General features: G+C 61.6%; 23 protein-coding genes and 1 pseudogene. 11 read left to right on the top strand and 13 right to left on the bottom strand.

Translation table 11 applies throughout. The features are described 5' to 3' along the window. Nucleotides 1–16 precede the first annotated feature (16 nt). The 3 genes from F2P46_RS00815 to F2P46_RS00805 form a co-directional block, all read right to left on the bottom strand. The gene (locus tag F2P46_RS00815; protein ID WP_166884349.1) at nt 17–472 is read right to left on the bottom strand and encodes a BPSL0067 family protein; all 456 of its coding nucleotides are present in this window, start codon (nt 470–472) and stop codon (nt 17–19) included. Between the two features lie 12 nt (nt 473–484). Next, complete coding sequence (locus F2P46_RS00810; protein ID WP_166884347.1) at nt 485–976, bottom strand: type VI secretion system tube protein Hcp; 492 nt, start codon at nt 974–976, stop codon at nt 485–487. A 156-nt stretch (nt 977–1,132) separates the two neighbouring features. Further along, nucleotides 1,133–1,600: an STY0301 family protein gene (locus tag F2P46_RS00805; protein ID WP_166884346.1), complete on the bottom strand. Its 468-nt coding sequence runs from the start codon at nt 1,598–1,600 to the stop codon at nt 1,133–1,135. Between the two features lie 149 nt (nt 1,601–1,749). Between F2P46_RS00805 and F2P46_RS00800 the strand changes: the two genes are divergently transcribed. Continuing rightward, a complete protein-coding gene (locus F2P46_RS00800; RefSeq protein ID WP_166884344.1) occupies nt 1,750–2,157 on the top strand; it encodes an iron chaperone in 408 nt (135 codons plus the stop codon). Here the strand turns inward: F2P46_RS00800 and F2P46_RS00795 are convergent. Continuing rightward, the gene (locus tag F2P46_RS00795; RefSeq protein ID WP_166884342.1) at nt 2,154–3,071 is read right to left on the bottom strand and encodes a LysR family transcriptional regulator; all 918 of its coding nucleotides are present in this window, start codon (nt 3,069–3,071) and stop codon (nt 2,154–2,156) included. The two genes, F2P46_RS00800 and F2P46_RS00795, sit on opposite strands and share 4 nt — an antisense overlap. Before the next feature lie 187 nt (nt 3,072–3,258). Here F2P46_RS00795 and F2P46_RS00790 point away from each other — a divergent pair, with 187 nt between their 5' ends. Then, nucleotides 3,259–3,870 carry an ankyrin repeat domain-containing protein gene (locus F2P46_RS00790; RefSeq protein ID WP_166884340.1) on the top strand — a complete coding sequence of 204 codons (612 nt, stop codon included), beginning with the start codon at nt 3,259–3,261 and terminating at the stop codon, nt 3,868–3,870. Here F2P46_RS00790 and F2P46_RS00785 read toward each other — a convergent pair. Next, nucleotides 3,867–4,766 carry a LysR family transcriptional regulator gene (locus F2P46_RS00785; protein ID WP_166884338.1) on the bottom strand — a complete coding sequence of 300 codons (900 nt, stop codon included), beginning with the start codon at nt 4,764–4,766 and terminating at the stop codon, nt 3,867–3,869. The two genes, F2P46_RS00790 and F2P46_RS00785, sit on opposite strands and share 4 nt — an antisense overlap. Nucleotides 4,767–4,867: 101 nt before the next feature. Between F2P46_RS00785 and F2P46_RS00780 the strand changes: the two genes are divergently transcribed. Both F2P46_RS00780 and F2P46_RS00775 read left to right on the top strand, forming a co-directional pair. Beyond that, a complete protein-coding gene (locus tag F2P46_RS00780; protein ID WP_166884336.1) occupies nt 4,868–5,707 on the top strand; it encodes a type 1 glutamine amidotransferase domain-containing protein in 840 nt (279 codons plus the stop codon). Between the two features lie 120 nt (nt 5,708–5,827). Continuing rightward, the gene (locus F2P46_RS00775) at nt 5,828–8,335 is read left to right on the top strand and encodes a TonB-dependent siderophore receptor (protein WP_166884334.1); all 2,508 of its coding nucleotides are present in this window, start codon (nt 5,828–5,830) and stop codon (nt 8,333–8,335) included. 3 nt (nt 8,336–8,338) lie between these two features. On the opposite strand, the gene F2P46_RS00770 is transcribed toward F2P46_RS00775, so the two are convergent. The 4 genes from F2P46_RS00770 to F2P46_RS00755 all read right to left on the bottom strand — a co-directional run bounded on the left by F2P46_RS00770 (nt 8,339) and on the right by F2P46_RS00755 (nt 10,980). After that, nucleotides 8,339–9,100: a transporter substrate-binding domain-containing protein gene (locus tag F2P46_RS00770; RefSeq protein ID WP_166884332.1), complete on the bottom strand. Its 762-nt coding sequence runs from the start codon at nt 9,098–9,100 to the stop codon at nt 8,339–8,341. A 436-nt stretch (nt 9,101–9,536) separates the two neighbouring features. After that, nucleotides 9,537–9,716 carry a hypothetical protein gene (locus F2P46_RS00765; protein WP_166884330.1) on the bottom strand — a complete coding sequence of 60 codons (180 nt, stop codon included), beginning with the start codon at nt 9,714–9,716 and terminating at the stop codon, nt 9,537–9,539. 137 nt (nt 9,717–9,853) lie between these two features. Continuing rightward, on the bottom strand, nt 9,854–10,297 hold the full coding sequence (locus F2P46_RS00760) for a hypothetical protein (protein WP_166884329.1): 444 nt from the start codon (nt 10,295–10,297) through the stop codon (nt 9,854–9,856). Beyond that, the gene (locus F2P46_RS00755; protein WP_166884327.1) at nt 10,294–10,980 is read right to left on the bottom strand and encodes a TetR/AcrR family transcriptional regulator; all 687 of its coding nucleotides are present in this window, start codon (nt 10,978–10,980) and stop codon (nt 10,294–10,296) included. Before F2P46_RS00755 ends, F2P46_RS00760 begins: the two co-directional genes overlap by 4 nt. Nucleotides 10,981–11,143: 163 nt before the next feature. Between F2P46_RS00755 and F2P46_RS00750 the strand changes: the two genes are divergently transcribed. Next, a complete protein-coding gene (locus F2P46_RS00750) occupies nt 11,144–12,298 on the top strand; it encodes an epoxide hydrolase family protein (RefSeq protein WP_166884326.1) in 1,155 nt (384 codons plus the stop codon). 9 nt (nt 12,299–12,307) lie between these two features. On the opposite strand, the gene F2P46_RS00745 is transcribed toward F2P46_RS00750, so the two are convergent. From F2P46_RS00745 to F2P46_RS00730, 4 genes are all read right to left on the bottom strand, one after another. Then, nucleotides 12,308–13,360, bottom strand: coding sequence for a porin (locus F2P46_RS00745; RefSeq protein WP_166884324.1), 1,053 nt, complete (start codon nt 13,358–13,360; stop codon nt 12,308–12,310). Between the two features lie 357 nt (nt 13,361–13,717). Beyond that, complete coding sequence (locus F2P46_RS00740; RefSeq protein ID WP_166884322.1) at nt 13,718–14,092, bottom strand: pentapeptide repeat-containing protein; 375 nt, start codon at nt 14,090–14,092, stop codon at nt 13,718–13,720. Nucleotides 14,093–14,161: 69 nt separating this feature from the next. Further along, nucleotides 14,162–14,725, bottom strand: a complete 564-nt coding sequence (locus tag F2P46_RS00735; RefSeq protein ID WP_166884691.1) for a cohesin domain-containing protein — start codon at nt 14,723–14,725, stop codon at nt 14,162–14,164. Between the two features lie 82 nt (nt 14,726–14,807). Beyond that, nucleotides 14,808–17,816: a M12 family metallo-peptidase gene (locus F2P46_RS00730; protein WP_229508916.1), complete on the bottom strand. Its 3,009-nt coding sequence runs from the start codon at nt 17,814–17,816 to the stop codon at nt 14,808–14,810. A 379-nt stretch (nt 17,817–18,195) separates the two neighbouring features. Here F2P46_RS00730 and F2P46_RS00725 point away from each other — a divergent pair, with 379 nt between their 5' ends. The 6 genes and pseudogenes from F2P46_RS00725 (at nt 18,196) to F2P46_RS00700 (ending at nt 25,504) form a co-directional block, all read left to right on the top strand. Then, nucleotides 18,196–18,483 carry a hypothetical protein gene (locus tag F2P46_RS00725; protein WP_368737863.1) on the top strand — a complete coding sequence of 96 codons (288 nt, stop codon included), beginning with the start codon at nt 18,196–18,198 and terminating at the stop codon, nt 18,481–18,483. Then, a complete protein-coding gene (locus F2P46_RS00720) occupies nt 18,480–18,848 on the top strand; it encodes a type II toxin-antitoxin system PemK/MazF family toxin (RefSeq protein WP_229508914.1) in 369 nt (122 codons plus the stop codon). Before F2P46_RS00725 ends, F2P46_RS00720 begins: the two co-directional genes overlap by 4 nt. 228 nt (nt 18,849–19,076) lie before the next feature. Further along, nucleotides 19,077–19,352 (top strand): annotated as a pseudogene (locus F2P46_RS00715) (flagellar biosynthetic protein FliR); the annotation flags it as partial. A 157-nt stretch (nt 19,353–19,509) separates the two neighbouring features. Beyond that, the gene (locus F2P46_RS00710; RefSeq protein WP_166884321.1) at nt 19,510–23,997 is read left to right on the top strand and encodes a DUF6861 domain-containing protein; all 4,488 of its coding nucleotides are present in this window, start codon (nt 19,510–19,512) and stop codon (nt 23,995–23,997) included. Continuing rightward, a complete protein-coding gene (locus F2P46_RS00705; protein ID WP_166884319.1) occupies nt 23,987–24,409 on the top strand; it encodes a hypothetical protein in 423 nt (140 codons plus the stop codon). Before F2P46_RS00710 ends, F2P46_RS00705 begins: the two co-directional genes overlap by 11 nt. 69 nt (nt 24,410–24,478) lie before the next feature. Further along, nucleotides 24,479–25,504, top strand: a complete 1,026-nt coding sequence (locus F2P46_RS00700; protein ID WP_166884317.1) for an IS5 family transposase — start codon at nt 24,479–24,481, stop codon at nt 25,502–25,504. Nucleotides 25,505–25,976: the final 472 nt, after the last annotated feature.

The raw sequence follows: 25,976 nt of genomic DNA, 5'->3' as shown, positions 1-25,976 counted from the left end.
TTGCATAACAGCGTTGTCACTGCACCTCTACCACGTAAAATTCCGTGGCTTCGTTCGATGCCTCCGCCCGTTTCGGATTGGCTTTTTTTTCCGCAGCTGTCCAGGAGCTTACGCGACGCATGCCCGGTGCTTTGTTTGTCCACTGATCAACCATGACAATCGCAGTGGGCTTGCCTTTGGGATCTTTCTCGACCTCGGCGAAACCATAAAATAGCGCGGCATGCCACCCTTTTTCGTTAGGAAACCGCCATTTGTTATTCACGAGCTTGAAGTTGGCGATGACCGTGCCAGGCGGCAGGGTAGTCAAATCGAGCACCCTGGCCCCGCGTTGCCATCTGCTTGTATGTCCAACATTGGTATATTCTTGAGGCAGGCGCACGCACTGCCCGTTTCCAATCTTTTTCGTGTCCGTGCGCTTCCATTCCGCCATCAGGTCATCCAGGTTGTCACGATAAACGACGGGGTGAGGCATTGCAACCTCCCCTTACGCGCAGCGGTTCGCTGCGCAATCCCAGCCGCCGGCGGAGTTGCCTTCTGGTCCGCCCTTGATGCCCTGGCGGGTGTATTTCCATTTCATCTTGGAATACGCCAGATGCACGTATTCAATCACGATGCCACTGTCGCCGCTATCGGGCGTCACGCTCGACACGATCACGTTTTCCAGATCCACGGTGTAATAATTGACCGGCTTGCCATCGCCATCGGCGCGCATGAACTGGAAAGACGCTTTGGGAATGGTCTTGCCCATGGCGCAATGCTGTTGCAGGATCGGCGACGCCATGTCAGCGAGCTTCTTGAAAGACAGGTCCGACAGTTCCGCCCTGCCGGTGGTCATCCCGCCGGCCGTCGACGCTGTCGATGCACCCGGCTGGAACACGCTCCAGGTCACGCGCGATACCTCGATCCAGTCCTTGTGGCCCGCATCCGTGGATTCGCCTTTGATACCGTCGAGTTGCATGTAGACATCTGTTGCCATGTTGACTCCAAAAATATTAACTAATCAGTATTATCGCTGCAACGCCGCAGTATTGCTAATAAATTAATGTTAAATCGCAGACTTCGGGTTGATACAATTGCGGCAAGCCGAGGCCGGTGACGATAAGCTGATTCGATCCGGACCGCATCAGGATGATTACTTGCAACTCGCCCGGGCCTTCCAGACAGTTTGGCTGCGCGGCTTACTGGTCTGCGTGACGTGCAATACACACGAGCTCAGCTTGCTGTCGATCCGTTGCCAACGCTCCAGGCTGCCATCGCCCCACGTCTGCCCGCCATACACGCACACCAGCCAGTTATCCGTATCCGCGACGACGCCGAACTCGGTTTGCCACCCACCTTTGACCTTCCTGGAGGCAGGCGGAACCATTGTCTGCTCGCTGTACAGATCGCCATCGTGAATATACGTATAGCTCAGATGCGCCGGTTTCAGCAGTCCATGGCCTTCCGGATCGGACGAATCGGGCGGCAGCGTCAGCGTCTTGTTCCGATAGAAGTCAGGACACGTCACCTCGACGGCCTGTGCTGCCGAGGACAGGAAAATCGCTGCCAGCAAAAGCGCTTTCACGGCGCCGCGACTTGAAGATAGAGATTGCATGATCATGTTAACTCCCAAAAGCTGGACTGGATAATATTATCGCGGCAACATCATGCGATTGCCAATGAATGTCGACGCTAAAAGCCCGACATGTCGTCAATGCTGAGGTAACATCGTAGGCCTGCGGAAAATCAACGTCATTCCTGAGGCACACCATGAACGTTTTTTCGGATTATCTGGCACAGATGGACGAGCCATCCCAGCGCGCGCGAACGAGCGAGGTGCTCGATTGGGTCGGCCAGACATTCCCCGCGCTCGAACGCAGGATTGCCTGGAACCAGCCCATGTTCACCGATCACGGCACCTTTATCGTTGGTTTCAGCACGGCCCGGCATCATCTGGCGGTGGCTCCCGAAGCGGCCGCCATCGCGCACTTCTCCGGCCAGATCAAGCAGACCGGCTACGAGCACACCAAACTGTTAATCCGCATTCCCTGGCGCGCCGACGTCGACTTTTCCCTGCTCGGGAAAATCATCGGCTTCAACATCGCCGACAAAGCCGACTGTGCGACCTTCTGGCGCAAGCAGGCCAAGCCCGGCGCAGCCGCCAGCAGTCAAGGCTAGCGCGCCAGCGCCATGCGGATATGCGCGATCTTGTCCAACACCGCCGGGCGCGTTTCGTGCGCGCGCGCCACCACCTGCACGTCGATCGACAACAAGCGGGCCACAGCGGGCGGCAGCGCGCGGTAAGCCACGCCCAGGCGCGACGTCGCCCGCATCGATTGCGGGCACAGCGCCACGCCCTCGCCCGCCGCCACCGCGGCCAGCAACAGCGTGAAGTCTTTCGGTTCGGGCCGGCGCGGGGCCGCATAACCGAGGTGCCTGAAAGCGCGCTCGCACTTGTCGTAAAAAGCCGGATTGTCGGCGCGCGCGAACCAGAACAGCGGCAAGTCGACGACGTCGGCCAGGTCGACCTGCGCGTTTGCCGCCGCCGGATGCGTCTCGGGCAAGACCAGGATCATCGGTTCGCAAGCGAGCGGCGCGACCGCCAGGTCCGCCCCCGACGCGGCGATATCGCCGACGATCGCCAGATCGAGCGCGCCACTGCTCACGCGCTCGGCCAGCTGGCGCGACCATGCCCGTTCCAACGCCCGCCCGCCGGTAAAGGCCGCATCGCTGACGAGCGCATGCAAGGCCGGCATCAGCGCGTGATTGATCACGCTGGTCAGGCCCATGCGTACCGCATCGGCGTCGTCGCAGTTCGCCCGCACGCCGCCAACGGCGGCATCGAGCGCCAGCAGCAGCTTGTGCGCCTCTTCCCTGAACGCGACGCCGGCCGGGGTCAGGCTCACGCGCTGCGTGTCGCGCTCGATCAGGCGCACCCGCAGCATCTCTTCCAGGCCCTGGATCTGGCGCGACAGCGGCGGCTGCGACATGTTCATCAGCTCGGCGGCGCGGCGGAAATTGAGCTCTTGCGCCACCGCCAGGAAGCACTGCAAGGCCCTGGTGCTGGGTAAATGTTTCGACAGCATCAGCATAAGTAGGCTCCGGAACCGGTTTTCGCGAGGATGCGGCGCAACAGGGACAGGCGCATGGTCCATTATCCCATCCTTGCGCATCGCCTGCCGGGCCGGTTTAGAATGCGCAAACCGATCATATTGCTGTTATCGAGGACGCGGCATGGTCTAGCCTAAAAGGAAACTACTGCCCAAGGAGTTCGAGGCGATGCTCGACAACGGCGATCTCGATGAACTGAAAGCCGTGTTCGACACGCGCCTGATCGACGCCCGTGGCGGCGACGACAAGCGCAGCGCGCTGGCCTTCGACCTGTGCCCGGACCCGCTGGCGCGCTGGCTGCTTGCGCAAGGGGCTGATCTGTACGCGACCAACACCTCCGGCGACACGCCCCTGCACCTGCGCGCATGCAGCTGGCGCGGCCGCATCGGGGTGTTGCTGGAACTGGGCGCGGACGTCAACCGCCCCAGCGCGTCCGGCGCCACGCCGCTGCACGACGCCGCGCGCTGCCACCGCGCCGGCAGCACCGGCGTGCTGCTCGCGCACGGGGCGCGCGTCGACGCCGTCGACGCACAGGGCTTGACGCCGCTGGAACTGGCGCTCAAGACCTGCCACAACGCGCAGCTGACCGAGATGATCGTCATCGCCAGGGACCTGCTGGCGGCCGGCGCCCACATCACCGCGCCGATGAAGGACCATGTGCGGATGATCGGCACCCGGTTCGACCAATCCCGCGCCGTCTTCAGCGCCGAGCATGTCGCCGCCGCCAGCGCCGCGCTCGACGCGCTGTACGCGCTGTTCGAGGTGGCGCCACCGCGCTAGCGTGCGCCCGTCAGCGCGCCGATCAGGGCGCGCGCCGCCGCCGACGGGCGCCGGTGAGCGGCATAAATCGCCGAAAACGCACGCGTGCGCCCGCGCATGGCGGGCAGCAGCTCCACCAGTTCGCCCCGCTCGATGCGTTCGCGCACGATGAAGTCGTAGCTCTGGCACACACCCAGCCCATGCGCGGCCAGCGACACCACGCCGAGCACATCGTCTGAGACGGTCAAGCGCGCCGCCGGCGACCAGTCCACATCGCCGCCCGCATCGCGCAGCAGCCAGGGCGAGACGCGCCCGGTGCTGGGCATGACGAAGCAGATGCAGGCGTGCCGCTGCAGCTCGTCGAACGAGGCCGGCGTGCCCGCGCGTTGCAGGTAAGCCGGCGAAGCCACCAGGCACAGCGGCGCGTCTTCCAGCTTGCGCGCCACCATGCCGCTGTCGGGCAGCTCGCCCAGGCGCACCGCCACGTCAAACCCCTCCGCCACGAGGTCCACGTTGCGGTTGGCAATGTTGAGTTCCACCCGCACCAGCGGATACTGCCGCGCAAAGGCGTCGAGCAAGGCCGGCAGGCGGTAATGGCCGTACGTGGTCGGCACGCTCAGCCGCACCCGCCCCGCCACCTCGTCGGCCTGGCCCAAAATGGCGCGCTCGGCCTCGTCGATCAGCGCGAACGCGGACAGCGACTGTTCCAGGTACAGCCGGCCGGCATCGGTGATGCTCAGGCTGCGCGTGGTGCGGCGCAACAGCTGGCTGCCGAGGCGTTGCTCCAGCCGGACCAAAGCGCGGCTGACGACCGACGCCGTGGTCGCCAGGGTCACCGCCGCCGCCGTCAGCGAACCGTGCTCGGCCACCGCCAGGAAAATCTCGACATCGCCCAAATGCCCGTAACGTCGCGCCATTTTTGCCTTTCAAGAACTAATCATTGACCGGGCAGGTAGTTTATCTCCTTTCAAGGCGCGAATATAGTCTTGCCTACGCTAACTACCGAAGGAAACCGACTATGAACCACCTCAAACCCCTCGTCGCCGCCATGCTGCTGACCCTGGCAGGCGCCAGCCAGGCCGCCAACGTGCTGGTCGTGTTGTCCGACGCCAACCACCTCGAGCTGAAGGATGGCAAACGCTACCCGACCGGCTTTTACCTGAACGAACTGGCCCAGCCGCTCAAGCTCCTGCTCGACGCCGGCCATGACGTCACCTTCGCCACGCCCACAGGACAGGCTCCGACGGTCGACGCCACCTCGCTCGACGTCATGTACTTCGGCGGCGATGCGGCCACACTCAAGCAGCATCAGGACCTGGTCGCCAAACTCGAGATCACCTCGCAGCAGCGCTCGCCGGTAATCAGCCTGGCGCGGGTCGAGCAGATCGGCTATGCGCGTTACGACGCGCTCTACATTCCGGGTGGGCACGCGCCGATGCAAGACCTGATCCGCAGCGCCGCGCTCGGACGCCTGCTTGCCCACTTCCACCAGGCCGGCAAGACGACCGCGCTGGTGTGCCACGGCCCGGCGGCGCTGCTGTCGGCACTGAGTAAGCCGGAGGCCAGCATCGAGCGCATGGAGCAAGGCGGCAAGGCGACGCCGCCGGGCTGGATCTACGCGGGCTACCGCATGACCGTGATCAGCAACCAGGAAGAAGGCCTGGCGCAAGGTTCGCTCAAGGGAGGCGTCATGAAACTGCTGCCGCAAACGGCGCTGGAAACGGCCGGCGCGCGCTACAGCAGCAATGCCACGCCATGGACCAGCTACGTGGTCACGGATCGGGAATTGATCACGGGCCAGAATCCGGCGTCCGCCCTGCAAGTCGGGCAAGCACTGCTCGATCGCCTGACGAAATAGCACCTCGCCGGCCCTTCTAAGCTTATGTGAAATGCGTCGTTCTGTTAACGCCGGGCGCAAATTATAGTGGCAGCCCGTTCGGCCGCAGTGCCGGCGCCCCATCACTGAGGAGTCAACAGAATGAAGCAACACGGTTATCAAAGCGCCCCCCAAGGTCTGCGTCTCAGCATCCTGGCCATGTCGATGGCGTCGCTGTGGATTCCGGCCCTGGCCCAGACCGGCGACACCAGCGCCGGCGCCGAGACGCCGCCGGCCGTGGTGGTGACCGGCACCCGCGTATCGAACCGTTCCGTGCTCGATACGGCCTCCCCGGTCGATGTGGTGTCGGCCGACCTGATCAACAACAATGGCGTGACCGAAGTGAGCCAGGCATTGTCGGCCGCCCTGCCCGCGCTGAACTTCCCGCGTCCGGGCCTGACCGACGGCACCGACACCGTGCGCCCGGTCACCCTGCGCGGGCTGGCGCCGGACCAGGCGCTGGTGCTGGTCAACTCCAAGCGCCGCCATGCGTCGGCGCTGGTCAACGTCAACGGCACCGTGGGGCGCGGTTCGGCCTCGGCCGACCTGAACACCATCCCGGCGGGCATCATCCAGACGGTGGAAGTGCTGCGTGACGGCGCCGCCGCCCAGTACGGCTCGGACGCGATTGCCGGCGTGATCAACTTCCGCCTGCGCGAAAACCGCAGCGGCGGGGAAGTTGGCGTGAGCACCGGCGCGCGCATCTCGGAATACGACTACAACACCGGCGCCGTGCCGGCCGGCCTGGCGCTCGACGTGCCCAACAAGCGCAAGCGCACCGACGGCCAGACCACCACCGTCAGCGGCTGGAAAGGCTTTACCTTGGGCGAGGACGGCTTCCTGACCGTGGCGGCCGAATACAAGAAGCAATCGCATACCGAGCGCAGCGCTTACGACGTGCGCCAGCAGTATCCCCTCATCAACGGCAAGTTCGACCCGCGCGAGCAAACCATCAAGCGCTACAACACCTGGGGCGGCGAGCCGGAACTGACCCAATCGACCATCTTCGCCAACGCCGGCATTGCCTTATCGGGCGAGGCCAAACTGTACGGCTCGGCCAGCTACCAGAAGCGCGATTCGAGCGCCGCCGGCTTCTTCCGCCGTCCGCTGCAAGATGAAAACATCGTCTCGGTCTATCCGGATGGCTACCTGCCCGTCATCGCGCCGACGGTGGACGACTTCAGCGCCACCGGCGGGCTGGCGTGGAGCGCGCAGGGCTGGGACTTCGACGCCTCGCTCGGTTTCGGCCGCAACAAAATGGCGTTCACGGTCGAAAACTCGCTCAACCGCTCGCTCGGCGCGACCAGCAAAACCGAATTCGACGCCGGCGGTTTTGCCTACGACCAGCTGACCCTGAATTTTTCGGCCGTCAAACCGGTCAGCGTGGCCATCTTGCCGGCGCCGCTGAACGTGGCCGTGGGCGCCGAAGCGCGCCGCGAAAACTATGAACTGTGGGCCGGCGAGCCCGATTCTTACCGTTACGGCGGCGTGACCCTGGCCGACGGCCGTCCGAGCGCGGCCGGCTCGCAAGTGTTCCCCGGCTACACCCCGGCCAACGCCATCGACAGCGGGCGTCATTCGATCGGCGCCTTCCTCGACCTGGAAACCAAGCTGACGTCGGAGTTGCTGACCTCGCTGGCGGTGCGGGCCGAGCGCTATTCGGACTTCGGCAGCAACGTCACCGGCAAACTGGCCACGCGCTACGATTTCACGCCGGCGTTCGGCCTGCGCGGCTCGCTGCAAAACGGCTTCCGCGCGCCTTCTCCGCAGCAGCAGTTCTACACATCGACCGCGATGACCTTCATCGACGGCGCGGCGTTCAATATCGCCACCTTCCGTCCCGACGACCCGGTGGCCGTCGCGCTCGGCGCCAAGCCGCTGGAAGCGGAAAAATCGGTCAATCTGGCGCTTGGCGCGGTGGCCCGCATCGGCCCGGTGAGCCTGACGCTGGACGCCTACCGCATCAAGATCCGCGACCGCATCGTGCTCAGTGAAAACCTGACGCAAGCGAATGTGCGCCAGTTCCTCAGCGCCAATGGCTACAGCGGCGTGGGCGGGAGCCGCTTCTTCATCAACGGCGTGAACTCGACCACCACGGGTATCGACGTGGTGGCCAACTGGCCGTTGCGCAGCGCTGCGGGCCTGATCGACCTGACCCTGGCGGGCAACTTCAACACCACCGAAGTGACGCGCGTACCGGTCACGGCGCAGCTCGAAGCGCTGAGCCCGGCGCCTTCCCTGTTCGGGCGCGCCAACGTGCTCGGTATCGAAGAAGGCCAGCCGAAGAACAAGATCAGCGCCAGCGCGCGCTGGAAGCTGGCGCAATGGGGCGCGACCTTCAACGCCACGCGGTACGGCAAGGTGCTGTCGGCGGGCAGCACGCAAGCGAGCGATTTCTGGCTGACGCCGAAGACCGTGGTCAACCTGGAAGCGCGCTACACCCTGGCCGGCGGCGCGACGCTGGCGTTGGGCGCGGACAACCTGTTCGACGTGTATTCGGACCCGGTGCCGGCCTCGCTCAACACCACGGCGGCGGTGCCGTACGCCAACCGCGCGCCGTTCGGCCGCTCGGGGCGCTTCGTGTACGCGCGGGCCAGCTACAAGTTCTGACGTTCATCTGGCGCCGTAGCGCGCGACAATCTCGTCGTAGCTACGGTCCCTGCGCATGGCGTTGAGCGCACGATTGAAAGCGTCGCGCAGTTCGGGACGGCGAAACGCGACCTTGAACCCGGTGGTCGCATCGAAAATCGCATGGTAGTCGAGTTCGACCTGGGTGTTGAACTCGGCACTGTATTGCTTGCGATACCACTCGAAGACCTTCTTGTCGACGATGATCACGTCCACCCTGCCAACCCAGAACATCCTGTTCTGGGCCTTCTGGTTAGCCGGCTGGAAATAGTTCCTGGGGAACAGGCCATTCGCGCGAGGCCGGTAGCGCGCCTCGAAGACCTGCCCCAGGTCGCGCCAGCCATTTTGCCAAATGGCGAAGGTGTAGCGGTCGAGATCGGCGATCGCCTTGAGCGCGATGCGCTTGTCCCTGCGCGAAATGGCCACGTTCTCATACCTGATGAATTCGTCCGAGAAGTACACGCCATCGGCGTCGCTGCCGCGCACGCTCACGGCCAGGTCGACGCCTTCGCCCTCAATGAATGGCAGCAGCCGTACGTTGGGGGCCTCATGAAAGGCCACGCGCCGTCCGGCGCGCCGCAGCGCTTCGGCGACCAGGTCGACTTCGATGCCGACCGCATTGCCTTGCGCGTCAAGAAACGAGAACGGCGGCCTGTTGCCCTGCTTGAGCGCCAACAGATCGGCCGCCCGCGCGGGCGCGGCCAGGCTCAACAAAACAGCAATGCACAGCGCGGCCAGTGTGTTCACCGGACGCTCGCGAGGCCGGTAACAGGGCACGGCCCGCCCGACAACGCCCGTGAGGTGCTGTACTCGATAATTGTTTTCACTGGCTCCTCACGATGTCTGCAAAGGGAGGAAGAACGAAGGTCGCCACCTTTGTTTTGAACGATGACCCTCATCGCATATAGTTGCTTATATCACCCATTAAAGATCTTTTCAAAAATTGCGTCAATATTTTAGTGAATTTGGGAAACAAATTCCTTTCCGACGGCCAAGCGTGGATACGGCACAAGGGTGGCCATCCATCGCGAGCAGCCATCGAAGCGAGCAATTGCGCAAGGGGGATTAGCGGGGCGGCGTTGTGTTCTCGATGTGACGTCGAGCGGGGTCGCAGTGCGCTACGGCGGCCACCACCGGTGTCACGCCCCTGGCATCGGATGCCGAGCCGATGAAACCTGCGGTCCTATCGCCGTATCGACGCCAGGGCGACATCATTGCGCAGACGGATATGAAACGGCACCGAACAGCTTTGCGCGATTTTTTGTTGCGGCGTCAGATTCTGCCCGCCGTAAGCGCTGGTAAATGACACCTCGATTTTGACGATCGTCCATTTGTTGGCGTGTACGCCCAATATTGCCAACATGTGCACCGGCGCCCGTCCGCATCGAGCTCCAGCAACCCGGTGTCAGGTCTGACAAACGGACACAAACTCGAGCGTAAAGCAAACGACTGGCCATCTTATGCTGAGTTCGTGTCCGAATGTCAGACCTGACACCGGATTTAGGCAGGATAAGTCTCCTCGAAGTGTTTTACGGATGCCTCAATTGCACTTAACTCCTTCGTGGTCCGGCTTGCGAGCGCGCGGCGCAGTAGCGGAACCGCCTTCGCCACAAGGGCCTGATGTTCGATATAGCCCGAATCGACGGCAATCTCGGTAAGCATGCTACCCAGAATATAGGGATCGACGGTCGTGGCGGCTGCCTCCATATACCGAACCGCATCTGGCGCAGAAATACCATAAAGAACATCAAACGCAGAGGCCTGATAATACACGTCGCCGATCTCCTCGCGCAGGATCCTCAATGCCACCTCCCGCGCACGCGCTTTATCTAACTTCGCCAGCGCTTGCAGGGCGTCACCACCTTCATCAAAATCCTCGACGACAATTGCCTGCTTCTCCAGCCGGGATAGTTCATTCAATACGGACGCGTCAGTTTTTGTCATTTGTAGAAAGTATCCGGGGAGGCAGCTTCATCCCAGCTGTCCAAGGCTCCGCCCGCAGCCAGGAAGTCGATGGCCGCGCCGATGCACTCTTTCGCGCTCGGCATGAGCCCAGCCTCATCCTCACCCAGCAGCGCGCGCATCAATGCCGGCGCGAGCACGATGTCGATCAACTGCGTAGCGGGCACGGTCGCCCTGGCGATCGCATCGGGTTCGGACGAGCGCGCGGCAATGGCGTCGGCAACCCGCCCCACGCCCATGCGCCAGCGCACCTGGTCGGCACTCAGTGCCATGTCGCGCAAGCGCGGCGCTTCCGCGACGAGCAGGCGCAGCAAAGCGACCGCATCCGGCTGCAAGGCTTTCTCCACCACGCTCAGGCAGGCCACTGTCATGCGTTCGCGCAAGGGGCTGTCGGCAACGTCGAGCGCGTCGGGCGTCGCAAACAGGCGCGCAAGATTACTCTCGATGAGTGCGGCGAACAGCGCCCCCTTGTTGGCATAGCGCGCATAGATGCTCGCCTTGCCGGCGCGCGCATCCAGGGCCACCTGGTCGCAACTGGTGGCGTCGAATCCCAAGGCCAGGAACAGCCGCGTCGCCGCGTCGAGAAGCCGGGCATCGACCTCACCCTTGCGCCCCGCCGCCGGCCGCCCTCCGGCGCCGCGCTTGTCGTGTTCTACCGCGTCCATGCTGTCCTTCCCCACAGCGTCGTTCCTCATGTCGAATTGAATCTGTTCTAATCTAGACTGAACCGTTCAGTTCAGTTTAAATCCAGCAAACCCGCTGATTGTACCCGCGTCCCACCTGCCCTGCCGCCGCGGGCCAGCCGATGCACACCGTGAGGGCAACACCATGTCCGACGCAGTCCATCCATTCCATCTGTCCATTCCCCAAGCCGAGCTGGACGACCTGCAGCGACGCCTCGCGCAGACCCGCTGGCCCGATGCCGAGACCGTGCCCGACACCAGTCAGGGGCCGCAACTGGCCAAACTGCGCGCGCTGGTCGCCCGCTGGCAGGATGGCTACGACTGGCGCCGCTGCGAAACCCTGCTCAACGGCCTCGGCCAGTACCGCACCGAAATCGACGGGCTCGACATCCATTTCCTGCACCTGCGCTCACCCGAGCCGGACGCGGTCCCGCTGCTGCTCACGCATGGCTGGCCGGGATCGGTGCTGGAGTTTCGCAAGGTGATCGGCGCGCTGACCGACCCGGTCGCGCATGGCGGCAAGGCCCGCGACGCCTTTCACCTGGTCATTCCTTCGCTGCCGGGCTTCGGCTTTTCGGGCAAGCCGGCTGCCACCAGGTGGAACGTCGGCCGCATCGCGCAGGCGTGGACGACCTTGATGGCCCGCCTCGGCTATGCGTCCTGGGCGGCGCAGGGAGGCGACTGGGGCGCGGCCGTCACCACCACGCTGGGCTATATGGCGCCGCCGGGCTTGATCGGCATTCACCTGAACATGGTCATGTTCCAGCCGACCGAACAGGAGCGGGCCAACGCCACGCCGGCCGAGCAAGCGATGTTGGACGACGCCCGGCGCTACAATCAAGAGTTCTCCGGCGACTACCAGCTGCAAAGTTCGCGCCCGCAATCGGTCGGCTTCGGCCTGGCGGACTCGCCGGCAGGACTGGCCGCATGGATCTATGCGTTGTTCCAGGACGTCTCCGACAGCGGCGGCAACGCCGAAAGCGCATTCGAACTGGACGACATGATCGACGACATCATGCTGTACTGGCTGCCCAACACTGGCGCCAGTTCGGCCCGCCTGTACTGGGAAACCATGCAGGCGATGCGGCAAGGCGGCATGCCGTCCGCGCCGATGGCGACGCCGGCCGGCATCAGCATGTTTCCGGGCGAGCAGACCAGGCTGTCGAAGCGCTGGGCCAAACGGCGCTTTGCCAAGCTGCTTCACTTTAACGAGCTTGAACGCGGCGGCCATTTTGCGGCGCTGGAGCAGCCTGCGGACTTTATCGGCGAGGTCCGGGCAACGTTCCGGTTCGCCCGATAAGCCTTGCGGTCAGAACGAGTGGATGATGCCCAATGCAATGCCGGTCTGGCTTTGGTCGGCGATGGCCCCTCCCAGCCCGGCCAGGGGCGAGCTGTTGTTGACCAGCGCTTCCGTCGCGCCGTCGGCATTGCTCAGATACGCCACGTTGGCGATCAGGCTGGTGCGACTGGAGAGGGTGTAGCGGCCGAGCCAACGAAGCACGGTCGTCTTGTTGGAGAAGGTCTTGTTCTCGCGATAAACGACGTTACCCGACATTGTGAACGCACTCGACACCGTATAGTCCACGCCGGCCTCGACAACGCTGGCCTTACTCTTGGGTAAGCTGATAATGGACTGGAACTTGCCGGGACCGCCGATATCGCTGGCGGCATAGCCGAGCCGCGCACGCCATGCGCCGACGCTGTAGCTGGCGCCCACGGTGCTGACCGTGTAAACGCTCGCGCTGGCGTTGGCCGCCTCTTCATGAGCGTAGCTGGCGACCATGTAGAACGGTCCCTGCGCATAACGCAGCGCCAGGTTGTACATGCTGCCTGCGGAAGCCTTGCCAGCGACTTCGCCAAGCCCGTACATCGCCCCACCCTGCAGGCCGCCAACCGTCGGGGTGACGTATTTGATGGTGTTGTCATACACCGCGCTGAGGGCCTCGAACTCGGTCAACTTGAACACCCCGCCGGCATGGTAGCCCCCCATGAACACGCTGCCCACCATCCAGTCGTCATTGAAACCCCATTGCCGGCCTACCGTCAGCGTGCCCAAAGCACCATCCAGGCCGACGTAGGCGTTACGGGAAAACAGCAGACCCGTCGACGTCTGGCTGCCCTTGCTGGGCTTGATCCCCGCCTGCAGGGTAAACACGGCGTTCACGCCGCCACCCAGGTCTTCCTTGCCGCGCACGCCCACATGCGACATGCCCATGATGCCATCGCCCGCAACGATCTTCGATTGCGAACCTTCTCCGATATTGCTGACCGACATGAAGCCGGTGTCGAGAACGCCCCCGACGGTGATGCTGCCCTGCGCCATTGCTGGCGAAGCCAGCGCACCTGATACGACTGCGGCCATACTGCACCTGATAATTCTTTTCAATTGCACTCCTGATGACTTCTTTAATAGGTGGAGGAACGATGTCCGCCACCTTGCTAACAAAAAACTTTTATTGTCTAAATGTACTCGCATAGGTATATGCATGCGCCATTGGAATGGCTTTCAGAAAATGTGTCAAATTTTCTTTTGTTTTATGAAACAGATTTACAGCGGAAGTAAGTGCCTGCATGCAACACGAGGGGGCGACCCCATAGGGCGCGGACGGAGGAAGAGGTAATTATCGGGGAGGAATTTAGGAGGACAGCATTGTAAACAAAAAACAACATCCACCACGTTTACCGCCCCTGGGGAGGCACGGCGTGGTTACCGCTGAGACTACTCTTCATGGTCTTTGATCCAGCTGTCAAAATCGTCTTGCGTTGAGATGCTGCCGTAGGCCCAGTTGTTGTTCCAACAAACCCCATCCGTTTTTGCTCGTGCGTATTGCGAGCTTTCAACGGACACATTCTCGAAACGGGCGCCGGTCAAGTCGGCATCCCTGAAATCGCAGGTTTTGATGCCGCCATTGCGAAATGTGGCGTTGCGCAGATTGGCATGCCTGAAATCGGCATACAAATTGCAGTCCTGAAACACCACATCCTCCAACACCTGCCCCTCGAAACTCTCACGGCAGATCGTCAGGCCTTGAAAGCACCGTTCGCCGCGTTCGTATGCGGCTAATACTTCAGAGGCAATATCTGTACTGTCCATTTGCCTCCCGGTGCGCCCGCGCTCGCGGTGGCTCGCGCAGTGCCAGGCCTGACATCATCAATCAATCAATCAGTGACGCGCCGCCTGTTGGCGTCGACGCACCACGCCCGCAGCCACCAGCCCGATCCCAATCAGCAAGAAGCTTCCCGGCTCGGGCACCACCTGCACCGAGCCGCCATCGGCCGCCACGGCAATCTCGTTCAGGTTGGCGTCCAGGAACAGCACGTCGGAAAACGTCAGCGCCGCATTGCCGTTGCCGAAGGTATCGAAACTGAAGAGCCCCAGCTCGCCGCTGCCGGACGCGCCCGGCCCCGCGCCAACGAGCGTGTTGAACACGAATGAAATCGTGCCGGTCGCGTTGTCGATCGTGCCGCCGTCGCTGAAGGTCGTGCCTGCACCGCTCAAAAACGCCCCCTCCTTGACACCGCTCGCCTTGAGCAGCGCCGCATCGAAGCTGAGCGTGAATTGGTAGCCGTACAGGTCGGTAATATCCGAAATATTCACCGCCAGGTCGACCTTGCCGCCCGATACCACCGGCGACGGCACGGCGTTCACCGACAGCGTCGGAATGGCAAACGCCTGCGTGCTCGCGGCCAGCATCATGGCGGCGAAGAGTTTCTTGAATGTCGTCATCTGTTCATCCTCATGCCCCGTGGGGCTCAATATGCGGTAACGACCGGCCCGATGCGCATGCACCCGGCCGGCCGTGCTACGGTCAGTTGCAGGCGGCGCCTTTGGCCAGGCGCTGCGCTACGTAAGTGAGGTCGCGTGCGTTGACGACACCGTCGGCCAGCACATCGGCGCGCGCGTCAAAACCGTCCTGGCCCGTGCGTTTGCCGAAAGCGGCCTTGACCAGCGCCAGGTCGGCGCAGTCGACGCTGCCGTCCATGTTCTGGTCGCCCGCGAGGTGGATGCCGAAGTCGGCGTTGGAGATGTCGAAAAACACATTGCCCACCGCTTCCACCTTGATCCGCGCCGCCGACGCCGGCGCCGCCGGCAAGGTGACCTGGGCGCTGCCGTTGTTGGGCACGCCTTCGGCCAGCAGCACCGGCCAGGTCTTGCCGCCGTCGGTCGAGAGCGCGATGTTCACGCTGGCCGCGCCGACCGGGGCCACGTCGGTGTTGGCGACGTTCCAGGTGACGGTCTGCAGCGAGCCCGGATCGAGCGTTTGCGCCGTATTGGGCGACGTGACCAGGAACGGGCCGGCCTCGGGCGCGAGCACCAGCGAGGTGCTGGCGCTGTTGACGCCGCCCCGGCCGTCGCGCGCCGTCAGCTTGAAGTTGAGCGAGGCCGGCGCCGCGTTGGTGCCGGCCAGGCCGACGTAGGCTGCGGTCGGAAGATATTCCGAATAGCACTCGATGTCGGCCAGGCTCGGCGGCGTGGCCGCGACGGCGCACGCGCCCGTCATCGCGTTGGTGTTGTTCGACAGGATCTGCGCCAGGTCAGGGAACACCCGCGTCGGATCGCTTGTGGTGTGGTTTTCGCCCGGCGAGTTGTACTCGAGCGTGGCGGCGGCGCTCACGGTGGCGCGCGTGCCGAACTGGCGGAACAGCGGGCCATTGAGCTTGACGTTGCTGGTCAGCCCGGTGCCGCCGGCGGCGCCCCGGTCGTTCTGCTCCCACATGTAGGTGAGCGGGTCGCCATCGGCGTCGGTCGCGCTGCCGGTCAGGGCGAACGGCGTGCGCACCGGAATCGTGTAGCTGGCCGCCACCGTCACCACCGGCGCGTTGTTGCCCGTCGCGACGACGCTGCCGCCACGCGTAGTCGGCCCGCCCACGGCGACTTCGCCCACGAAACCACTCGATCCCGCCGTGAAGTCGACCAGTTGCAGGGGCGCGACATTGAGGCCGGCCAGCTTGCCGTTGAACGTCACGGTAAACGCCGCGTCGCTCAGGGCGCTGACGCTCACCGTGCCGCCCGCCGGCCATCCCGGACTGCCTTCCAGCGCGGCCTTGACCCCGGCCGTGGTGTAGTTGGTGCCGCGTACGATCGGCGCCGACAGGTTGCCATTGACCTTGATGCGGAATTGCTGGCCGGCCGTATTGAAACCGCGCAGCGCGGCGACCTGCACTTCGTTCAGGATCGACTCGGCGCTCGAGGTGTAGGCGACGACTTCATCGAAGCTGCGCTGCGACCAGTACGGATCGCTGTGCGGCTGGAGGTTGTCGGCGCCGCAAATGCCGGCGTAGGCCATGATCGACGAGCCGCTGCCCACTTCGACCGAGGTGCCCGGATTGCGGTTGCCGCCGCTGCAATTGGAGATGACGCCGTTGAAGGTGTGGTTGCCGGCGAACTGGTGCCCGAGTTCGTGCGCCACATAGTCGACCGCGAACGAGTCGCCGATCGGTTTCGGCAGGCCGGTGCAGCCCTGCGCCTTGCCGTTCGCGCCGACCACGCCCAGGCTGGCGACGCCGCCGCCGTTCAGGCCGAGCGCGATGTGGCCGACGTCGAAGTTGCCGGCGCCGGCCAGCAAGCCGGTGACGACGCGGTTGCGCGACAAGGTGCCGCTGCCGCAGCCTTCGGCCTGGGTCGGCGTGAAGCACGCCGCCGCGCCGCACGGGCCGTTGGGTTCCGTCATCTGGGCGGCGGTGTCCAGGTTCAGGGCGTCGGTGGCGTCGATCAGCACCAGGCGGATCGAGGTCTCGTCTTCATACACTTGCGAAACCCGATTGATCAGCGTCACCTTGGCGGCGGTGACGTTGGCCGCGCCGCCGAAATAGGTGGCGTAGGTCGGGTCGGTGACCAGCGCCAGCCGGTAGGTGCGCAACTGGTCGCTGACGGCCACGTTCGGCGCCATGGCGCCATCCATCACGCGAAACGGCACGGCGCTGGTGTTCTGGCCGTCGGTGGCGCTGAGGTCGAACGCGCCGGCGCGGCCTGCCGGCAGGGTCACGCGGATCGTGCCCCGGCCATCGGCCGTGGCGGTGGCGCTGTGCAGGGTGGCCGTGTCGCCTTCGCCGCGCACGCTCAGGTTGACAGTGGCGCCGGGCGCGAAGCCGGTGCCGAGCACCTCGACCGGAACGCCTTCTTTATAGAAGGAATGCGACAGCGCCAGTTGCGCTTCGGGCAGCGCGCCTTCGACCAGCGGGCCGTGCTGGTTGATCAGGTCGCTGCGGCTGTAGCTGGCGTACAGGCTGGTATCGAGATGGTAGTACGGGTCCACGTACCAGCCGCCGTTGGCTGAACGTACCGAGGCGTGCAAGCCGAGCGGGGTGATATCCATGCGCAAGGTGGCGCTCGGGTCGTCGATGCCCCGGCCCTTGTAGGTCTTGATGCCGGGGTGCTTGGCGGCGAGCGCGGCTTCCATGATGGGGGACTCGACCAGGGTGAAGCGCTGGTAGCCGCCATCCGGGTGCGGCAGCGAAATGGTCTGGCTGCTGGCCATCATGCTGCTGCCGCGTTCGAGCGGGGCGCTGGCGGTGAGCGAGGCCATGCCGGCCGCGTCCAGGGTGGCGCCACGGAAGCGCTTGAGCGAAAGGGCCGGTGTCTTGGCGCTGGCGATGCCCATGCGGCCGCTCGAGACGGTCGCATCCTGCCAGTACGGGGCGGCGCGCTGGCTCGAGACCGGCGCTGCGGCCGGTGCGGCCACGGCGGCCTGCGCCAAGGGCGCGGCGGCGGCGAAGGCCAGGGTGATACACAGGGCAAGGGAGGATTTCTTGCATGCGGCGCTACGCGGATGTTGCAACCCGCCGTTGTACAGCGGATTCCAAGGCTTCATTGTCATGCGGTGCCCTTTCGCGGCTTGGTCAATATTCTGGTCGTGGTGAGATGTCTTCCTGCGCATTGTTCCGGATCAACGGGCATGTTTTTTGGTCAAAAAAGCCGCCCTGGCCTGGCTGCAAATAATGCAACTAAACTGTACTAATAGTATTGCTGGATTGGCATTTGACACAAGATTAATTTTGAATTTTTGCAACAACCGGGTGGGGACATGCCGGGTGGGTATCAAGGAGGGATGCCACGCTCAAGGCGTCGTCAGGAACCGCCAATGATCGACCCTGGAAATGCATGACTTCCTGCCCTTCATAGTTTTTCGTGCAGTACCTGCTTGACAAAGGATGAACGCATGGATAACTTAAGACATCCCCGTGAGGAACAACATCGTGACTACCCCAACCATGACCGATCAAATTGCATTTCGCTACCACGCGACTGATAGCGCCACCGGTGTTACGCGAGAAACAGCCAAGCGCCTCGCCGAGTTACTGGGTGTTGATGAGACTGAGGCAATCCATCAAGCCTTGCGCGATCTCGCAACCAGGCTTCTACCGCAATACGACGCCGACGATGGCCCCCTGACAGACGAGCAAATGCGCGACATCGCAAATGCGGTACCACAAGGCGTCAAACGCTATGTCAGGTCGAGCCTGTTTGACATCAAGACCCCATGAAACCGCTGTGGTGGGCCGAGCCCACCGCTGGAGAGATCGTCTGGTGTCGCTTCCCGGACAACGTCAGCCAACGTCCCAAGCCCAGGCCAGCGCTCATCCTGCAGGTGTTTGACGACGATGCACCGTCATTCCATGTCCGAGTCGCCTATGGCACAAGCCAGCGCACCACGACACTTCACCGTGGCGAATTTTCCATACTGCATGACCGCAACCGGGCCGGCTTTCAAGCGGCCGGATTGAGGTACGATACAAAGTTCGATCTTAAGCGCGCCATCGACTTGCCATATACCAGCGAGTGGTTCTCGGTGCCCCTGCGGCGCCGCATGGACAAATACCCAAGCTGGGCATCCTTCATCCCTCCCTGATCCCGGCGGTTCAAGCGGCATACCGCGCCGCCACGCAATGACAGTCAAGCCGGTGGCACAGCAGCGCTGCCAGATCGTTCATCCCAGGCCCACGATTGAAATTGCCATGCAATCCGGGCGTCGTCTATTTTGATAATAATTCTCATTCAAATTTGTCGGTGCAGGGCACCTGACCAGGAATCGTGTCATGTCCGTTGCCGCGCCGGCGCTTCTGCAGCAGATCCACCACTCGCGCTGGGCATTTTGACGCGCACCGCGCCGCAGTTAAACATTTTCGGGATTGGCTTTCCGATCACACTGGGGGTGGGCATGCTGGTGATCGTGATGGTGCTGCCTTACCTGGGCAATCCGCTCCAGGTGCTGTTCAACCAGGGCATTGAAACGGCGCGCCGGGTGCCGCGTTTGGCGGCTACGCCGCAGACGCCTGTTCCAACGGCGCGCTCTGACAGGCCTGCCGCGCTGCCGAACGGACCAGCCGCAGGCACGTCGGGACAGCGGCGCTGAGCCTGGCGTTGCGGGCTCGTGCGAGCTGGTAATTCGTCCACATCAGCCCGGTTTTTGAGTTGGCAGTTCAATATCGTATAAACTGGTGTATGCACAAGATTGCATTCGAAATATCAAGCAAACTGATTTACCTTACCCGCCAAGAAAGATCCGCTCCATGTTCACTGTTGACATCTCTAATGAGTTCCCACAGATCAGCAAAGCCTTGAGCAACTTGGAGCGAATTTATCTGCCGGGTAGCGCGAAGGCAGTCGACGATTTTCATAGACACCTGAAACAATTGTCTAAATCATATCCCCTACCCAGCATGCGGGACGTGGCGGACCAATTTCCGGTAGGACGTATCGTTGCTGCGGTAAACCATGCGCTGGAAACCTCGAATTACCTTGTCTTAGCGCGGTTATCGGCCACCGTCGAGGGTCTCGACTTCAGCGTAGTCCGACCGATACTCATTGACGTAGCCAAAGAAATTGCGATGTACCTTGGCGGTGGCGCTGTATTGGGTGGAGCCGTGGGTGGTTCCCTTGGTGCCTTGGCCGGCGGCGTCGGCGCGATACCTGGCGCAGTCGTCGGCGCGCAGGTAGGCATAGATATTGCCATGGCTATCATGACGTTAGTCGGGCTGCGCGACCTGGCAACCGTCTTCGTTCCCATGGTGTGCAAGCTATTCTCGCCCATCATCGAGGGCTTTGCTTTAGCTGTCCGTGCCGGCATGCTGCCGGAAAGCCAGCGTGCAAAACGCCTCGAAATGACCAATCAGGCGGCGCAGTCCTTTGCACAAGGCAAATTCTTCCTCATTATCGGACTGCTTGGGGCGGTTGCGGCGGTGTACGCCAATAAACTCACGTCAGCAGTGCTTAAAAAAATTTCCTCAGGTAAATTAGGACAGGGATTTGCCGCATGGTTAGCAAAGAACGAGCAGATCGTTATGAACCACCCAAAACTAAGGATCAAAACCTCGGCAGCGGCCGAGGGACCGGGCACGGGGCCAAGCGTGGGAAAACCGGCGCCAGCAAAGCCGGAGGCTGCCAAGCCCAAGCAGAACGAACAGCAAAGCGAAGGGCAAGCGAAGATACCATGCGAGAAATGCGTGTGGGTCGCCCGTCCCGTTAATCCTATTTCTGGTAACAAGATCCTTGCCGACTTCATCGACCTGGACTTTGCGTTGCCAGCGGCGCTGCCGCTAGCCTGGCAACGCACTTACAGCTCGGGCCAACGGCAAGTCGGGTGGCTGGGCTCCGGCTGGAGCACACCACTATCGATTGCGCTGGAAATCAATGTCGACAGTGTTGTCGTGCTCGACGTTTTTGCACGCGAGATCACCTTCTCGTTATCGGACATCGGTGAATCGCTGTACTCACCGTCCGAAAAAATCACGCTGGTGCGCACGCACGACCGCAATTTCGAGCTAATCGATGAAAAAGGCGAGCGCGATCTTTTCGCCCTGTCCGACACGGGGAACAACATTGCACGCCTGGTCGGCCAGGTCGATGCCAACGGCAACCGGATCAGCATCACGTACAATCAGCGTCAACTGCCCGAGCGTGTCGAGGACAGCGCCGGGCGCAGCTACCTGCTGGCGTTTGAAGACCATCGGGGTTTCCCACGCTTGCGCAGCATTGCCATGCAGCCGGCCGAGCCCGAGACCGATACCGAGCTGCTGGTCGAGTACGAATACGATGCAAGCGGTAACCTGGCAAAGGTCAGCAACGGCAAAGGCGACGTAACACGCCAGTTTGCCTATCGCAATCACCTCATGGTCGAACACAGCCAGCCTGGCGGACTGGTATCGCGCTATGAATACGATGAGTACGCCGCCGGCGGCAAGGTCACGCGCAACTGGACCAACAACGGCTTGTCGTGGAGCTTACGCTACCTGGAACAGGAGACCGTCGTCACCGACAATCTGGGACGCGAAGAGCGTTACCGCTTCGACGCCAGAAAGCGTTTCATCGGCAAGGTGGACGCGGCCGGAGGCGTGACAAGGCGCCGTCTCGACAGCAACGGCAATATCCTCGCCATCGTTGATGTCGGTGGGCGCAGCGTCAGCTACCGTTACGACCAGCGTGGCCGAGTAACGCGCATTGAAAGCGACGGCAAGGGAACCGGCATCGTCTACGACAACCGGTTCGACAAGCCGGCGCTGATCACCGACGCGCTCGGCGCCACCACCGCCCTGCGCTACGACGAGTTCGGCAACCTGGCCAGCGTGACCGATGCGCTGGGCCAGCGCACGTCATATCAGTATGATGCAAATGGCTTGCCGGTCAAGGTGACGGATGCCGCCGGTGGCGTCAAGAAACTAGCTTACAACAGCGCAGCCCAGTTGATCAGTTATACCGATTGCTCGAACAACACGACCCACTTCAGCTATAACGACAAGGGCCAGCTGCTGCGCACCACCGACGCCAACGGCAACAACACCATCTACACCTATGATGCGGTTGGCAGACCTCTGACAACTGAAAAGCCGGATGGCGGTGAAAGCTACGAGTACGATCCGCTGGGACGCCTGATCGCGCACATCGACCCGCTTGGCAATCGCACCAGCTATGTCCTCGACACCGATGGACAGCCGCTCAAACGCATTGACGCGCGCGGTGGAGTGATGGAATATCGCTACGACGACGCCCGCCGTGTGGCCGAGCTGATCAACGAAAATGGCGACGCGCACCGTTTCGTCTACGACGCGCTCGACCGCCTGATCGAAGAAACCGGTTTCGATGCGCGCCTGACGCGCTACCGTTACGACGACAGCGGCCTGATCACCGCCAAGGAAGAACTTGGCAGCGGCGCGCGCAACGCGTACACGCGCATCGACACGCACTACAGTCGCGACAGCGCCGGCCAGCTCGTCGAAACGCTCATCTCTCGCGCGACGGGCGACACCCAGGCTGAACAAGTGCGCCTGCGCTATGCCTACGATTCGCTCGGACGGATGACCCAGGCCATCAATGCCGACGCCGAAGTAAGCCTGCGCTACGATGTGCTGGGCCAGCTGGTGGGCGAGCATACGAAGGCCCGCGACTTCAGCGCCGAGCTGCGCCATGAGTACGATGAACTGGGCAACCGGATCAAGACGGTCTTGCCCGACGGACGGGTTCTCAACAACCTGTTTTATGGTTCGGGACACCTGCACCAGATCAACATCGACGGCGATGTCATCACCGACATCGAGCGCGACAAGCTGCACCGGGCCACCAGCCGCACCCAAGGCACGCTGACCAGTCAGTTCCAGTACGACCCGGTGGGCCGGCTGCTGGCGCAGGTTGCAGGACATCTGGGCGTCGGTGCAAGCACCAAGCCGGTGATCGCGCGCCATTACGAGTACGACGAGAGCGGCAACCTGCTCGCGGTCGATGACAAACGCAACGGACGCAAGACTTACAGCTATGACGTGATCGGCCGCATCATGAGCGCCGTGCAGCCGAATCTGGCGGAGCGCTTTGCGTTCGACCCGGCCCACAATTTGCTCGATGAGACGGTTGCCAGCGCCGGCCGGGTCGAAGGCAACCGGGTGCGCGTGTTCGAGGACAAGCGCTATGACTACGATGCGCACGGCAACCTGACCGAAAAGCTGACTGGCAAGCACACGCGCCTGAAGCTGGAATGGAATGCGGCGCATCAGCTGGTCAAGTCAGTGGTGACGCGCAACGCCCAGGAACCGAATCCGACGGTGCAGACCATCAAGTACGCTTACGATCCGTTCGGGCGCAGGATAGCCAAGCGTGATAGGTTTGGCATGACTCGATTTGTGTGGGAAGGAAATCGCTTGCTGTGCGAGGCGCGCGGGAAGTGGGAGCGCACCTATGTGTATGAGCCAGACTCGTTCGTGCCGCTGGCGCAGCTCGATTCGGTTGCAGGCGATGGCGACAACGAACGCCGCAGTGAAGTCCATCACATCCACACCGATCACCTCGGCACGCCGAACGAGGTGACCGATCAGAAAGGCGAGATCGTGTGGGCTTCGGAGTACAAGGCTTGGGGGAATGTGCTGCGTGTCGTTCAAGCTGCTGCGCCGCAGCGCAAGAGTCTCATTCGGGTTGCAACGGAGACGGCGAACGATGTCGCAGATTTCCAGCCGATTCGTTTTTTGGGCCAGTATCATGACACTGAAACTGGCTTGAACTACAACCGTTTCCGCTATTATGATGCAGATTGTGGGCGATATATAAGCCAAGATCCGATTGGCTTGAACGGGGGGAGCAACCTCTATCAATATGCTGCCAATCCGAGTGGTTGGGTCGACCCACTAGGACTAAGTCCGGTAATGATTGACCCACACTCCTTGAATTTTAGTCAATCATGGGTCAGCGCGAACGATTATGCTGCTGTGATGCGCGAATTAGGATGGATCGGAGATCCACTCGTAGTAATAAATCGAAATGGGACCTTGGTTAGCTTTGACAATCGAAGATTAGTTGCGGCACAGGAACTTGGTCTCAAGAGTGTTCCTATAACGATAGTCAATGCTTCTGACCCCTATCCAAAATCACCAAATGGCAAAACATGGAGTGAAGCCTTTGATAAGCGATTAAGAGAAAATGGCCTTGGACAATATGGTACGTCCGAAACTCCAGCAATTGGTAAAATAGACGGCAAGAAACGCATATCAGAAAATAGGATAAATCGCTGTGGATGTTAAAAAACTGATAGATCAGGAAGAATTTTTTTATGCGGATTGCATAGCAATAAATTCTTGCGAATTGATTGGATTTGAAATAAAAGGGAATAGGATCGAATTTGATCATAAGATTGTAATCGACATGTCCGATTTGACTTATATATTCAATAATTTTTCCGTCGATATTGCAGGATCAATCTATGCAGGCGGCGAAGGGGCATCTCATGGCTCGTGTGGCTTTTTCTACAAGAAAACTCACGATTATTTAGATTGGATATTAATTTCAACAGAATCAAATCCATTTACAAGCGTTGAAATTAAAAATAATGACGCTCGATTTTCAACAAGCTCGGGCGCTACCTGGGTTGTACCAAATAACAACATAAAAGCGGTATATATTGAAAATGAATTTAATATTTCCAACTCTCTATAACTAATGGGCACCTCGAAAAACCCGCCCAGCCATGGCATCATAGCGGCTCCTTGTTGCTAACCTAATTTCATGATCAAGACGAGTCTGTTTGCCGACCAAGAGCGCGAAACCAAGCTGAACAAGCTTGGTGATGCGCTCAAGGTGATGGAGCAGCATGTCGACTTCGTCGCGCTTGCCGATGCGGTTGACGAAGCGGCTCCCCGTCCCAGCCGCGAACGCGGCGGGCGTCCGCCATTCCCGACCGAACTGATGGTTCGCGTCCTGCTGATCCAGCAGTTGTTCAACCTGAGCGACGAGCAAATGGAATTCCAGTTGCTCGACCGCCTGAGCTTCCAGCGCTTTGTCGGACTGCGTTCCAGTAGTCAGATACCGGACCGGACAACGATCTGGACGTTCAAGGAGCGCTTGCTCAAGGCCGGTGCCAGCGAGAGCATCTTTGAAGCCGTCAACCGTCAGCTTTCCAGGCATGGCTACATTGCGCGTGGCGGTCAGATGGTTGACGCGAGCATTGTGCAGGCGCCGAAGCAGTCAATGAACAAAGAGGAAAAGGCGCTCGTTGTAGAAGGCGCCATGCCAATCGAGTGGAAACCCGCAAAGCGCCGGCAGAAAGACATGGACGCGAGCTGGACCAAGAAACATGGCAAGTCCTACTTCGGTTATAAGGTATCAGGCAACGCAGACAAACGCTACAAGCTGGTACGCAAGATCAAGGTCAGCACGGCCAGCGAGCATGACACCCTTCATTTCGAGGCGGTGCTCGACCCCTCGAATACCAATCGCAACGTCCTCGCAGATAAAGTCTACGTGGATGGCGAGCGCGAGGACAGGTTGACGCAGCAGGGCTGGCGCATGCACATCCAGCGTAAAGGGAGCAAGGACAAGCCAATTTCGCAGGCACAAAAGCGGCGCAATACGCGCATCGCCAAGACTCGCGCTCGGATCGAGCATGTGTTTGCCAGTCTGGCCGAGATGGGCGGCAAGGGTCTGCGCACGATCGGGCTGGCGCGCGCCACGTTGCAGCTCAATTGGAAGGTGGCCGCTTACAACTTGCGGCGCCTGGTCTACTTGAAGGAGGCCCGGGTCGAGGCGTTCTGACGCCCGCAGTCCGTCCGGACTGCACAAAACGAGGTTCAACGCCCTTAAAATGGGCGGGAAAGGGCTCGATTCGGCATCAAAAAACGCAATTGCCGGCACTGCGACCGGCGATTACGCGGGATTTACCGGTAATTCGAGGTGCCCTAAAGCTGTGGCCGCCTGCCCATTTTCTCAACCCGATAGAGAACAATTTTCGACTTTGTTGAGTAATTGGGGAAAAGAAGCCAGTTCTGCATAGTTTCGCAGGGGCACGCGATCAGGCCTACGGGGGCACAGGGTCACTACCGGGGCACAGGGTCAGTGCCTACAACCTACCACGAGCTGAACGAGTGGATCATTGACTACGCATTCGGGCTTACGTCCCCCTCGTCCACCGCGCACAAATGGACAAAGTCAAGCTTAGCTTGCACGCGGCGCGGTAGCTCAGCAGTACGCGCCGCGTCCCCCCGTTTTACAACACCCAAAAAAAATA

The sequence above is a fragment of the Massilia sp. CCM 8734 genome, from assembly GCF_011682155.1.
GTDB lineage: Bacteria > Pseudomonadota > Gammaproteobacteria > Burkholderiales > Burkholderiaceae_D > Telluria_A > Telluria_A rubra.
This window is presented reverse-complemented; position numbering and strand designations above follow the sequence as displayed.